Origin of the sequence: Paragemmobacter ruber, assembly GCF_009908315.1 — a bacterium.
GTDB classification, from domain to species: Bacteria; Pseudomonadota; Alphaproteobacteria; order Rhodobacterales; family Rhodobacteraceae; genus Paragemmobacter; species Paragemmobacter ruber.
The window spans coordinates 1,545,463-1,557,687 of sequence record NZ_JAAATW010000001.1; the positions used below are offsets into that span (position 1 = coordinate 1,545,463).

General features: G+C 64.7%; 16 protein-coding genes. 4 read left to right on the plus strand and 12 right to left on the minus strand.

From position 1 onward, the window contains the following. Positions 1–3: 3 nt before the first annotated feature. Genes GU920_RS07545 through flgB form a run of 4 tightly spaced genes read right to left on the minus strand, consistent with a single transcriptional unit; the run spans position 4 to position 1,301 of the window. A complete protein-coding gene (locus GU920_RS07545; protein WP_161766300.1) occupies positions 4–270 on the minus strand; it encodes a flagellar biosynthetic protein FliQ in 267 nt (88 codons plus the stop codon). Next, complete coding sequence (fliE, locus tag GU920_RS07550) at positions 267–557, minus strand: flagellar hook-basal body complex protein FliE (protein WP_161766301.1); 291 nt, start codon at positions 555–557, stop codon at positions 267–269. The genes GU920_RS07545 and fliE overlap by 4 nt, the downstream gene beginning before the upstream one ends. A 10-nt stretch (positions 558–567) precedes the next feature. Continuing rightward, positions 568–942 carry a flagellar basal body rod protein FlgC gene (flgC, locus tag GU920_RS07555; RefSeq protein WP_161766302.1) on the minus strand — a complete coding sequence of 125 codons (375 nt, stop codon included), beginning with the start codon at positions 940–942 and terminating at the stop codon, positions 568–570. Further along, positions 942–1,301: a flagellar basal body rod protein FlgB gene (flgB, locus tag GU920_RS07560; RefSeq protein WP_161766303.1), complete on the minus strand. Its 360-nt coding sequence runs from the start codon at positions 1,299–1,301 to the stop codon at positions 942–944. Before flgB ends, flgC begins: the two co-directional genes overlap by 1 nt. Before the next feature lie 78 nt (positions 1,302–1,379). On the opposite strand from flgB, the gene GU920_RS07565 reads away from it, so the two are divergent. Beyond that, on the plus strand, positions 1,380–2,684 hold the full coding sequence (locus tag GU920_RS07565; RefSeq protein WP_161766304.1) for a FliI/YscN family ATPase: 1,305 nt from the start codon (positions 1,380–1,382) through the stop codon (positions 2,682–2,684). Positions 2,685–2,768: 84 nt separating this feature from the next. On the opposite strand, the gene GU920_RS07570 is transcribed toward GU920_RS07565, so the two are convergent. The 6 genes from GU920_RS07570 to GU920_RS07595 form a co-directional block, all read right to left on the minus strand. Next, positions 2,769–3,575 (minus strand): DUF1217 domain-containing protein, encoded by an 807-nt coding sequence (locus GU920_RS07570; protein WP_161766305.1) that lies wholly within the window; start codon positions 3,573–3,575, stop codon positions 2,769–2,771. Beyond that, on the minus strand, positions 3,572–3,976 hold the full coding sequence (gene flbT, locus GU920_RS07575) for a flagellar biosynthesis repressor FlbT (protein WP_161766306.1): 405 nt from the start codon (positions 3,974–3,976) through the stop codon (positions 3,572–3,574). The genes GU920_RS07570 and flbT overlap by 4 nt, the downstream gene beginning before the upstream one ends. Beyond that, positions 3,973–4,347 (minus strand): flagellar biosynthesis regulator FlaF, encoded by a 375-nt coding sequence (gene flaF, locus GU920_RS07580; protein ID WP_161766307.1) that lies wholly within the window; start codon positions 4,345–4,347, stop codon positions 3,973–3,975. The genes flbT and flaF overlap by 4 nt, the downstream gene beginning before the upstream one ends. 70 nt (positions 4,348–4,417) lie before the next feature. After that, a complete protein-coding gene (locus tag GU920_RS07585) occupies positions 4,418–5,635 on the minus strand; it encodes a flagellin (RefSeq protein WP_161766308.1) in 1,218 nt (405 codons plus the stop codon). 174 nt (positions 5,636–5,809) lie between these two features. Further along, on the minus strand, positions 5,810–6,100 hold the full coding sequence (locus GU920_RS07590; protein ID WP_235933109.1) for a hypothetical protein: 291 nt from the start codon (positions 6,098–6,100) through the stop codon (positions 5,810–5,812). Between the two features lie 22 nt (positions 6,101–6,122). Beyond that, positions 6,123–6,320: a rod-binding protein gene (locus GU920_RS07595; protein ID WP_394351538.1), complete on the minus strand. Its 198-nt coding sequence runs from the start codon at positions 6,318–6,320 to the stop codon at positions 6,123–6,125. Positions 6,321–6,497: 177 nt separating this feature from the next. Between GU920_RS07595 and GU920_RS07600 the strand changes: the two genes are divergently transcribed. Genes GU920_RS07600 through GU920_RS07610 form a run of 3 tightly spaced genes read left to right on the plus strand, consistent with a single transcriptional unit; the run spans position 6,498 to position 9,867 of the window. After that, the gene (locus GU920_RS07600; protein WP_161766311.1) at positions 6,498–8,354 is read left to right on the plus strand and encodes a flagellar hook-length control protein FliK; all 1,857 of its coding nucleotides are present in this window, start codon (positions 6,498–6,500) and stop codon (positions 8,352–8,354) included. 10 nt (positions 8,355–8,364) lie between these two features. Then, on the plus strand, positions 8,365–9,021 hold the full coding sequence (locus GU920_RS07605) for a flagellar hook capping FlgD N-terminal domain-containing protein (protein ID WP_161766312.1): 657 nt from the start codon (positions 8,365–8,367) through the stop codon (positions 9,019–9,021). Positions 9,022–9,063: 42 nt separating this feature from the next. Next, positions 9,064–9,867: a phosphotransferase gene (locus tag GU920_RS07610; RefSeq protein WP_161766313.1), complete on the plus strand. Its 804-nt coding sequence runs from the start codon at positions 9,064–9,066 to the stop codon at positions 9,865–9,867. Here GU920_RS07610 and ubiB read toward each other — a convergent pair. Next, the gene (gene ubiB / locus GU920_RS07615; protein WP_161766314.1) at positions 9,864–11,393 is read right to left on the minus strand and encodes a 2-polyprenylphenol 6-hydroxylase; all 1,530 of its coding nucleotides are present in this window, start codon (positions 11,391–11,393) and stop codon (positions 9,864–9,866) included. The genes GU920_RS07610 and ubiB overlap by 4 nt on opposite strands. Position 11,394: 1 nt before the next feature. Beyond that, positions 11,395–12,147, minus strand: coding sequence for a bifunctional demethylmenaquinone methyltransferase/2-methoxy-6-polyprenyl-1,4-benzoquinol methylase UbiE (gene ubiE / locus GU920_RS07620; protein WP_161766315.1), 753 nt, complete (start codon positions 12,145–12,147; stop codon positions 11,395–11,397). Positions 12,148–12,225: the final 78 nt, after the last annotated feature.

Consider the following 12,225-nt stretch of genomic DNA (forward strand, 5'->3'; position numbering starts at 1 on the left):
CCATCAGCCCCCCGCAACCACAGGCAGGACGCTGCGCTGAAAGAAGTCCACCAGCCGGGCGGTCATGAAGCTCATGCTGGCCCAGAACACGACCATCATCGCCGCGACTTTGGGGACGAAGGTCAGCGTCGCCTCTTGCACGCTTGTCAGGGCCTGCAACAGGCCGATGGCCAGGCCAGCCAGGAGCGCCACAGCAAGCATCGGGGTTGAGATCTGTACAGCGATCCAGAGCCCCTGCCGCAGCATGTCGAAGATCAGGGCCTCGCTCATACCGGCATCCTCAGGATTTCCTGATAGGCCTCAACCACCCGATCGCGCACGGCGGCGACCGTTTCCACCGCAGACTGGGTTGATGTCAGCGCCTCGACCAGTTGGTGGATGCTTGCCTCACCGGTCATGGCGGCGCGGGCGGTTGCTTCGTTCCGGTTCAGCGTGGCTGCGAACTCTGCGGCGAAATCGGCCGCGTGCGACGACAGGGACGGATCGGCGGGTTCCGGGCGCAGCGCCGCCCGGTCGCGCAGGTAAAGGTCAGGGGCAATGGAGGCAAAGATGGTCATGTGCGGGCCCTCAACGACGGATGAGATCAAACAGGCTTTGCATCATCTGCCGTGCCTGATCAAAGATGCGGAGATTGGCCTCGTAGCCACGCTGTGCCTCGCGCGCGTCGGCAAGCTCCATGATCAGATCGACATTCGAACCGTCATAGTGCCCCGTTTGATCGGCGAGGGGATGGGCAGGGTCATGGACCCGCTGCCCAGGGCGGTCATCCAGCCGCAGCGGACCCAGTCTCACGCCGCCATCGGCGATCTGAAAGGTGGCAATCTTTCGCTGGTAGCCCGGCGTATCGGCATTTGCGATGTTTTCGGACACATGGCGCAGCCGCATCGCCTGCGCATCCATCCCGCTGCTGGCCGCGGCAAGCGCTGTGGTCAGGGAGTTCATCACTGACCTCCCCGCCCGAGCGCCACGCGGACGACGGCCGATGTGCTGCGATAGATGGACAGCGCCATTTCATGGCCTTGCCGGGTTTCCGCCATGCGCCGCATCTGATCTTCCAGCGCGACCGTGTTTCCGTTCGGATCTGCGGCAAGCTTCAAGATGGCAGGGCGGGCCGAGGCCGCCCCGTCCCCCGTGGCGCCGTTCGGCCCGCCACGATACACCTGCGCAAAAGCGGGAAGGTCTGCCGCACGGTAGCCCGGCGTGTCTGCATGGGCGATATTTCGGGCAATCACGGCCATGCGTGCGCCCGCATGGGCCGCAAGACCCTGCGCCATCCGTGTCAGTTCAAGCTTCTCGAACATCTCGGGCTTCTCCCTCGATTGGTTTCACCAAGGCTTAAGCCCGATTCGCTAAGGAAGGGTTGAAGCCCCCAAAAAAGGATGCCGATCATGTTCGACAGTCTCCGCGCCCGCATCGCCGGTATCCGCAGCACCACGCGCATCGGGCGGGTGGCTGCTGTCGGGCCTTCCACCGTGCAGGTGACCGGCCTGTCGGATGTGGCGGCGCTTGGGGACCGCGTGTTTGTCGGTCTGATGGGGGCCGAGGTGATCGCCTTGGGTCCGCAGGGCCTGACGGTTCTGCCCGACTCCCCGACCGAAGGCATTTCGATCGGTGATCCCGTCGGGCATCAGGGACCGGCCGCGATTGCCCCAGATGCCAGCTGGATCGGGCGCATCCTTGATCCTGATGGGCAGCCCTTGGATGGCCGCCCGCTGTTGTCCGGTCTGCAAAGCCGCCCGTTGCGTGCTTCGCCCCCCGCGGCCGCGTCCCGTCGCCGATTGGGGGAAAGGCTTGCCACCGGGTTGGCGGCCTTCGATACGATGCTGCCCCTTGTTCAGGGCCAGCGTCTTGGCCTTTTTGCGGGTTCAGGCGTTGGGAAATCCACGTTGCTGGGTAGTTTCGCGCGACATGTCGCCGCCGATGTGGTGATCGTGGCCCTTGTGGGTGAACGCGGGCGAGAAGTTCGCGCCTTCGCCGAGGATGTTCTCGGGGCGGCGGGGCTTGCCCGCAGCGTCATCATCGCTGCCACGTCGGATCAGTCGCCGCTGGTTCGGCGTCGCTGCCCTTTGGCTGCAATGGCGGTTGCTGAACATTTCCGCGATCAAGGCGCGCAGGTCCTGCTGCTGTGCGACAGCATCACCCGGTTCGCCGAAGCCCATCGCGAGGTTGCCGCCGCGGGTGGCGAGCCGATCAGTCTGGGTGGCTGGCCGCCGTCCCTGTCGCATGCCATCATGTCACTGGCCGAACGCGCCGGTCCGGGCGGTGATACCACAGGCGGGGACATCACCGCCATCTTCACGGTCCTGGTCGCCGGTTCGAACATGGAAGAGCCTGTGGCCGATATCCTGCGCGGGGTTCTTGATGGCCATGTCATTCTTGACCGCGCGATCGCCGAGCGCGGGCGCTTTCCTGCGGTCAACCTGCTGCGCTCGCTGTCGCGCAGCCTGCCTGACTGCGCAACCGATGAAGAAAACACCATGATTGCAGAAGCAAGGCGCCTCCTTTCAGCTTGGGACCGCGCCGAACTCATGGTCCAATCCGGATTGTACAGCGCTGGATCGGACAGCCTGACAGACCGCGCCATCCGCCTTTTTCCGCAGTTGGACGCCTTCCTCGCTGAAACTGCACCAACCGATGTACCCGGCCATGCGTTTCAGCGGTTGCGCCATATTCTGTCATCCTGACCGCGCAGCGAATGGTCGCATCTATGCGCGCCACCGGCAATGGATGCGTTCTCATTGGGTGCAAGTGGAGTATGGGTTGGTAGCTCACAGCCGGCGCAGAAAAGACCGGCTCTGTTGCAGCAGGGTAAGCGCCGAATTGGCGGAACCCGACCCTTCGCCAAAGCTCGCCGTGACAAGGAAACGCTGGATCAGGCGCTCTACGGTGCTGCTGTCCTTGAACTGGCTGATCGTATCAGCCCCGAAGACAGCGGCAGCCCGGGATCGCATGGCGGAAAGCTGTTGATCCAGATCTAGTGCCGCCGTGCTCCGTGGCAGGTTGAGCGCGCCCCGCATCACCGTGGACAGAGGTGCATCGCCAAGAATGCGCAGCCACTTCGTTGTCTCGCTCGACGATCCGGCCGCAAGGCTCGCCAGTTCCCGGCGCGCGTTCAAGGCCAGACGCAAGTTACCGTCCACCCCTCCGACCGCCGTCTCGAACCTCTGCTGCTTCCAGCGCGTCATCACCTCGCCGGGAAAATCAGAAAGAACAGTCCGCGGCACTGAAAAATCGCCAAAGCCGAAGGCCGAAGAAAGCTCCAGATACCGCTTGTCGGTCAGCCTGTTTGCAAGCGCGTCTTGCCGCAGCGTCCCGTCTTCCAAGACTTTGCGGATGAAGGCCCGGGCGTTGACATCCGCCTCCAAACCAAAGGCTTCAAGGGTAATCCGCAGCAGGCGCCGGTCGTTCACAAGCGCCTCTGCAGTGCGAACCGATCCGATCTTCCCGCGAAAATATGCCTCGTCACGTTGGATCGCGGGCTGTCGTGCAAAGGTTGCGCTTTGCATGGCTTCGGTCCGCTTGAGAAACGACCAACCGCCGGGGCCCGACAAGGGAACGAGCGGCTGGAATGTCATGACCGGTGCGCCGCCAACAGCCGCTCCTCCCGTGGCAAGAGGGTGCGCAGGGCCTTGAGCGCAGGATAGTACTGCTCCGCCAGAACCGACTTGGACGCAAGGCCAAGCTGCGCGCGGCTGTCAGGGTCCGTCAGGACCTGGCTCAACTGCTCCACCGCGCGCAGGATGGCCATGCGCATCGCCTCCGGCTCCGCGTCGCCTGACAGCACAAGCTGCGCCATATAGCAGACGCGCCGGACCGGGGTGGTGGCTTCACCCGGATGGATCGCATCGCGCAGGCGCAGGATGTTGGCATTCGGGGTCATCACCGAAAGCCGGCTGCGTTTGTCGCCGTTCTCGATGACGGCGCCGTTGATCAGCACGCGCTCATGCGGGCCCAATTTGAGAACCAACCCCGTCATGTCGACGCATCTCCCCGCAGCCCGCGCATGACCGAGGTGTTGATCCCGATCAGGACGGAAACATCGGCGCGGCCGTCCAGCACGGCCGCGCTGTGCTGCACCGTGAATTGATAGAGGTAGAACAGCCGGGCGCGCAGATCCGTGGGCAGGCTGTTGCGCGATCCGGCCACATCGGCGGCCAAGGCTGACCAAAGCAGAAGGTTGCGGTTCAAGGCACTTGCCAGCGCCGAAAAGCCCGCCTTGCCGCCTGTTTCGGCATTGCGAAGGGCGGCTGTGGCCTGCGCCAGCAAGTCGTATTCCAAGGCCCGGGGATTGTTCAGCGCGATATCCGGGCGCAGATAGGCGGATCTTGCAAGTTGTTGTGCCGTCATTCTTTTCTCCGGCGGATTTGGATGGGTGAGGGGCCGGGATCATCCCGGCCCCCTTCTGGATCCACCCGCGTCAGCGGAACAGAGACAGCAGGTTCTGCGGCTGCTGGTTCGCGATCGACAGCGCCTGGGTCGCCAACTGCTGCTGCACCTGCAGGGCCTGCAGGCGGGCCGATGCCTCCTCCATGTCTGCATCGACCAGCGATCCGATCCCGGATTTCAGCGCGTCCGACAGTTTGCCGACGAATTCGGACTGCGTCTTGATCCGACCCTCGATCGAACCGAAGGCGGCCGATGCATCCACCGCCGTATCCAGCAGCCCGTCAATCGCCCCAAGCGCCAGTTCTGCGCCGGCCGCCGTCGATACGTCGATCCCGTCAAGTGCGCCCAGGGCGCCAGAGTTGGCGTTGCGGAACTGACCGCTCACCGCCAGATCGACGTCACCATCGTTGGTGAACGAAAGCTGCCCGGCCGAGCCGCTGTCGTAATCCACGGTCAGCCCGTCGATCCCCAGCGCATCCACCGCGTTCTTCAGGCCGACAGCCACCAGATCGGCAACCGAGTTGTTGCCGCTGGCCACGTCGGATTCGGTCACCGTGTAGGTTGCCTGCCGGTCGCCGATCCGCAGGCTGACCGTGTCACCCGCAGCCCATGCGGTCGTGCCATCTGCAATGGTGATATCATCCGTTCCACCCGCCGAATCGAGCGACAGAACGAACGTGTCCCCTGCGCCCGAAATGGTGCCACCCGTCGTGGTCGAGAAGATGTCATTCGCGGCGTAATCGCCGGTCGAAAGGTTCTGGCCATTCACCGTGATGGTCGAAGCAGTGACACCGCTCGAGGACCGGTCCAGCGATGCCAGCACCTCGATGCTCGTCGTCGAGCCGTCAACGAGGTTCAGACCGTTGAACTGCGCCGAGTTGACGACGGATTCGATCTGCTCCTTCAGGGCCGTCACATCGGTGTTCAGCTTCGCCCGATCGACGTTTTCGGCCTGCGCAGCGACGATCTTGCCTTTCATCTGCTTTAGCAGGTCCGTCACCGTTTCCGACGCCTGCCGCGCCACCGCGATGGTCGATGTGGCAAGAGATAGGCTGTCGGAAATCCCCTTGAAGCTTTCGACATCCGACTCCATCACCTTCGAGATGGCCCAGACCGAGGCATTGTCCTTGGCCGAAGCGATGGATTTCCCGGTGGAAATCTCCTGCTGCGTCATGCCGAGGTTGTTGTTGATCGACTTGATGGTTTGCAGCGCGACCATCGCGCTGTTGTTGGTCAGAATGGACGACATTTTCATATCCTCATGGAACGGCGCCTTTGGCGCAGGTTTGCCCGACGGTTTCTGCCCGGTACGCGCGGTTGGCTACCGCCGTGCCACCCCGCTGCGGGATGCCCCCTCATCTCGTCTGACAAGGGTTAAGTCTTTGCTGATGGGTCGGGGGCGAATGCGCCGCATTTGAAACAATCAAAGCCTGCGCCCGATGCCTTGCAGGGGCAGGGCCTGCCGTACCCCATGGCGGTCATAAGTGTCGGCACGTTCTGCCGATGCCATTTCCGACAGGCGCCGCTGGCCCGCGCGCAGGCCTTGCGCCGCGGCGTTTAGGCAGGCTGCGGATCGCTCTGCTTTTCGACGCAGTCGCAACAGCGCTTGCTGGTCTAGCTGCGGGATCAGGTCCAGAAATGTCTCTAATTCTGCCGAATACGTCTCGATCCTGCCATAGAAGGCCTGCCGAAGATCTGTGACGAGGTGATCCAACAGATCCTCGATTTCCCGCGAATCAGTCATTGCGCCCCCCAGTCAACGCCCGGAACAGCGGTTCGGTCAGACCGATTCCACCGGCCGATACGATGGCGCCTGCCTGCGCGTCCCGGAGAAAGGAGGCGAACTGCTCTTCGCCGATCCCCCCGCCGAACGGGCCCTTCTGGGCCGAAAGCCCGCTGTGGCGCAGCATTTCCGCAAGGAAGGCAGTCTCCATCTCACGCGCCTTCTGTCTCAGGTTGTCGCGGGGTGTGGGCGGGTGAAGGGCCGGTGTCGTGATGTCCAAAGGTCATCTCCTTTTCTGTGTGGGTGACCTGACATTCCCGCCTCGCGGTAAAGGATTGGTAATTCGTCTGGGGCACGGTGCAGTTCGCAGCAAAGGCCGGATTGACGGATGATCATCCCAACGATTCTCGTTCCCCTTGGCGATCTGGGCTTTGCGGCCCGGTCCTTCGCAGGCAAGACAGGGATTGAAAACGGCTCTAATCAGGCCGAATTTGATCCCGCGCTCCTGTTGGATGCGTCCAGCCTGCCGCAGCGGTCAGATATGGCTGCGGTCGAACAGCCTACCCAGTCCGACAAGGCCGATGCCCCTTCGCCCACCGACCTGCTGCTGCAAATGTCGGCTTCGCCTGACCAAGGCAGAATGGTGCAGCAAATCGCGGCGCCCTCTCGGGTCGTTGGCGAAGTTCCACTTTCTGCGCCCGCTTCGCCTGAACCTTCAGGTCCGGATGCAACGCCCGTCATTCGCAGGGTCACGCCAACCCTTCATCCCGCTGATTCAATCGTCCCGCTCGCCACTTCAGGCGTGGCTGAGATCATCGCCCCGCCCGTGGCCGATATGCCGCCGACACGGGGTGAACCGGCAACCACGGCCGCGGATCCCCTTTCCCAACCCGTTGGAATCATCCCCGCGCCGGATCGCCCTGCCATGCCGCGTCCCGCGCCGGTGGTTGCCTGGCCTGCCGCCCCGCTTGATCCTGCCCGCCCGGCCCAACCGCGCCCGGAGGGGCGACCGCCGTCGGGAACCGCCGCGCCTCCGTCTGTCACGCTGCCTTTGCCAACCGTCACGCCCTTATCCGGCCCGCCTGCTCCGTTGGCCGCCGCGCCTCAACCCGATGCGCGGCCTGCGTCCACGATAGATCTTTCGGCAGGAACAGCGTTTTTGCAGCCGCTGCTGGGTTCTGTCCCACGTCCCGATACGGATGCGCCGATGATGCCAGTTGGGCAAAAACGTGTCGAACATAGCAGAAAAAGCGATTCTTCTGCTGATGGGAGCGCTCCGCCACCGCTACCCTTTGTTTCCCGACGGGAACCCAGTCCCACCCCCGCCACGGTTGCCACCCCGATCCTGATCCCTCCCGCGGCCCCGGTTCCCACCTCGGCCCCGCCGATAACCGACCGCCTGCCAGAGGCGCCTACCGTTGTCACCGCAGCACTGCTGCGGCCTGTGCGCGATGGCAAACGGGAACAGGACATCGCGGCGCCGTCGGCGCCTTCGCCCCTGCCTACAGCATCGGTGCAGCAAGAACCCGTCACCCTGCCAGCGGCGATAACTGCCGAAGGCCGGATTGATCGTCAGACCCCTGCCGTTCCGTTCGACAGCCGGACGGCTGCCCTTCCTGGTGATAACCTTCAACCGCCGCAGTCACCTGCATCTGCCTTGCGTTTAGAGCCGAACATGGCAGAAAATGCGGAAATCGCGCCAGTTTCCGGCCCGGTCCTATCGGCCGTTCTACTTGCCATCCCCGATGGTCCGGCTGAACCTGTTCCACTGCCGCCTCCCGTGGTGACTGCAATCGTCGATCACGTTACGCAGCAGCCGTCCCCCCGCCTGACAGCGCCGCTGTTGCCGCTGATTGTAGAAACGGCGACAGCGGCGCAGGACGGCCCCGTCACCGTCACGCTGCGCCCGCTGGAACTTGGCACCCTGCGGTTTGAGGTCAGCTCCCGCGATCAGGGCATCCATCTCCATCTTTCTGTCGATCAACCGGCAACGCTCGATCTGCTCCGCCGTCATTCTGATCTCATTCTGCAAGACCTGCGACAGGCGGGGTTCGTGGGCGTCACGCTCAGCTACGCCGACGGCGGCGCCTCCGGTCAAAGCAGCTTTGGCGACACGGGACGAGAGCAGGCGCAACACGGTCAATGCCCCTCGGCCATCGCGCCGCAGGGCCCTGTGCCGCCGATCGAAACCGCCTCCAACACGCCACCCGCCGTTGGTGCGGGCACCCTCAATCTTCGCCTTTGAAAGGACCAGCATGGAACCGATCAGTGCCACCACCACCCCCACCACGCCAACGCAGGCAAGCCGCGGTTTCGCGGCATCGCCGGGGTCGGACTTCAACACCTTTCTTCGGATGCTGACCGTTCAGATGCAGAATCAGGATCCCCTGAATCCGCTCAACGCCACCGATTTCGCGGTGCAACTCGCCACGTTTTCGGGTGTGGAACAGCAGGTCCAGACCAATCAGATGCTGTCGGGCCTTGCCGCGCAGTTCAGTCTGATGGGGATGGCGCAACTTTCCGGCTGGGTGGGGCAGGAGGCCCGCACAAAGTCCGACGTCTGGTATGACGGCGCGCCGGTGCTGCTGGCGCCCGATCCCGCACCCGGGGCCGACAACGCGGTGCTGACGGTGACGGACGCCACCGGTCGCCTCGTCTCACGCGAGACGGTGCCACTGGATGGGCGCAGCTACGCTTGGCTCGGGGCGGATGCGACAGGAAACCCTTTGCCGGAGGGCAGGTATCAGCTGCGCCTCGAAAGCCGCCTTGGGGACGAGGTGCTGCGCACCGATCCCATCCCCGCCTATGCCGTGATCGAAGAGGCGCGCCGGGATGGTGACCAGATCACCCTGCTCCTCAAGGGCGGCATTTCCGTATCGGCCGATGATGTGACCGCGCTGCGAAAACCGTGAACGGTCTTGCGGCGGCCGGGGGCTGCATTAGGCTTGCATCCCATGCAGTTGCCGCCACCCGCCGCCCTTTCCGCCCTGACGCGGCTTGATCCCTCGCTGTCGCAGGCGGCGTTGCAGGCCTTGCCGGGGGGGCGGTCCAATGGCGTGTGGCGGGCGGGTGACTTCGTGCTCAAGCACCACAATCGCGCTGCAGCAAGCCCGCTCTTTCCCAACGACCCGCTGGCCGAGGCGCGCGCGCTTTCCCTCTTCGCGCCGCTCGGGCTCGCGCCGCGATTGCGCGCCCGCGGGGCGGACTGGATCATCTACGATCACGCCCCCGGCGCGCCCTGGCGGGGCGATCCTGCGCCCCTTGCCCGCATGCTTCACCGCCTGCATGGCACCGATCTTCCCCGTGACAGCTTCCGCCTTCTGCCCAATGGCAGCGCCGCCCTGCTGGCCCATGCCGCAACCTTCGCCCCGCCCGGACTGCCGCCACCGCCCGCCGATCCGCATCTGCCCCCGGTCTCGCCGCGTCCGGTTCATGCCGATGCCGTGCTCGGCAACATCCTCGCCACGAAGGACCGCCCGCTGCTGATTGATTGGCAATGTCCCGGCATGGGTGACCCGGCGGAAGACCTCGCCACCCTCGCCTCGCCCGCGATGATCTGGCTCTATACCGGCCAAATCGCGCAGGATGGCTGGGCCGATGCGCTGTTTGATGCCTATCCTTGCGCCAGCACGGCCGCCCGCGCGCGGGCGCTGCGTCCGCTCTATCTGTGGCGCATCGCCGCGCATTGTGCGTGGAAGGCGGCGCTGGGCGATGCCGATTACGCCCGCGCCCTGCCGATGGAGCTTGCCGCGCTCTAGACCAGCGCGCCCAGCACCACGCCGGCCGCAAAAACACCGGCCCCAAGCGGGATCAGATACCACCGCGACCGCCGCCGCGGCGGTGCCAGCGGCTTGGGCTGCTCGGCCTGCGCGATCAGCGCGGCCTCCACCATGCGCGGCAGCTTTGGCCCGAACCGGCTCAGGACCTTCGCGGTCAGCAACAGGTCACGCAACAGCGCCGCCGGCCCCACATTCTTGGCGATGTAGCGCTCCACCACCGGGCGCGCGACCTCCCAGATGTTGATATGGGGGTCCAGCGACCGCGCCACACCTTCGACCACCACCATCGTGCGCTGCAACAGGATCAGTTCCGTCCGCGTCTGCATCCCGAACCGTTCCGTCACATCGAACAGATAGGCCAGCAGCCGCGCCATCGAAATCCGGCTCGCATCCATGCCAAAGATCGGCTCGCCCACCGCCCGCAGCGCGCGGGCAAATTCGTCGATGTCACGATCTGCTGGCACATAGCCCGCTTCGAAATGCACCTCCGCCACGCGGCGGTAATCCTTGCGGATGAACCCCATCAGGATCTCGGCATAGACCCGGCGGGTATATTCGTCGATCCGCCCCATGATCCCAAAATCCAGCGCGATGATCGCCCCATCCGCGCCCACCTTCAGGTTCCCCTGATGCATGTCGGCGTGAAAGAAGCCGTCCCGCAGCGCATGGTTCAGAAACAGCGCAAGCACCCGCGCCGCCAGAACCTTGCGATCATGCCCCGCCGCATCAATGGCGGCGTTCTCGTTCATCCCGATACCCGCCGCCCAGCCCAGCGTCATCACCGTGCGCCCCGACAGCGCCCAGACGGGCCGCGGTACGCGGAACCCCTCGTCCTGTTCGGTATTCGAAGCGAACTCTGCCGCGGCCGAAGATTCCAGCCGCAGGTCCAGCTCGCCCATGACCACGCCTTCGAAATGCGCAATCACATCCATGGGGCGCAGCCGCCGCGCGGCGGGCGCCACGATCTCGATCGTCCGGGCGATCAGGTAGAAGGCATCAATATCCTTGCGAAATGCCCGTTCGATCCCGGGGCGCAGCACCTTGACCGCCACTTCCTCGCCGGTCTCGGCCAGCCGCGCTCGATGCACCTGCGCGATCGACGCAGCGGCGACAGGCTCGGAAAACTCGGAAAACACCTGATCGACCGGCACCTCAAGCTCTGCCTCGATCATCTTCTTCGCCACTGCCGTGGGAAAGGGGGGCAACTGGTCCTGCAGATATTTCAACTGCTCGGCCAGATCATCGCCCACGATATCGGGCCGCGTGGAAAGGATCTGCCCGAACTTGATATAGGCCGGCCCCAGCGCCGTCAGCGCGCGTGTCGCGGGCGGCAGCGCCGGGTCGCCCCGCAGGCCCAGCCATTTGAACGGCCAGCCCAGCAGCCGCGCCGCCACGCGGATGGATGCGGGCGCGCGGAACGCCTCCAGCACCACGGCCATTGCCCCGGTCCGCTCCAGCGTCGCGCCGGTCCGCACGAGGCGCCAGATGTTATGCGGTCCCCGCACGTCAGAGCTTCCAGCCGGAATGAAGCGCCGCCACGCCCATGGTCAGGTTGCGATACTTCACCTGACCGAACCCCGCCTTCCGGATCATGCCCGCAAAGGTTTCCTGATCGGGAAACTTGCGGATCGATTCGACCAGATACTGATAGCTGTCGCGATCCTTCGCCACGATCTGCCCCATCACCGGGATCACGTTGAAGGAATAGGCGTCATAGGCCTTTTGCAGCAGGTCATTCGGGATATGGCTGAACTCCAGCACCATCAGCCGCCCGCCGGGCCGCAGCACGCGGTACGCTTCGGCCAACGCATCCTGCACCCGCGTCACGTTCCGGATGCCGAAGCTGATCGTATAGACGTCAAAGCTGTTCGTCGGGAAGGGCAGCGCCATCGCATCGCCCACCACCCAATCCAGCCGCTCGGCCTGCCGCTCGGCCTCGGCCCGCTTGCGCCCTTCCACCAGCATGGACTCGGTCATGTCCAGCACCACGGCGGATGCGCCTGTCGCGCGCTTCAGGAAGCGAAAGGCGATGTCCCCGGTCCCCCCCGCCACATCCAGCAGCCTCTGGCCCGGACGCGGGGCCAGCCAGTCCATCATCGCGTCCTTCCACAGCCGGTGCACACCGCCCGACATCAGATCGTTCATGATGTCATAGCGGCTGGCCACGCGGGTAAAGACGCCATGCACCATGCCTGCCTTGTCGGCCTCCGGCACGGTCTGGAACCCGAAATGCGTCGTGCCTTGATCTTGGTCGGTCATGGGGTCTTGCCGTTCCTCTCGCTTGCCCCCTCTTATAGGCCGGTTCCCCGGCGCTGCAATGCGCCCACATGTCCGACA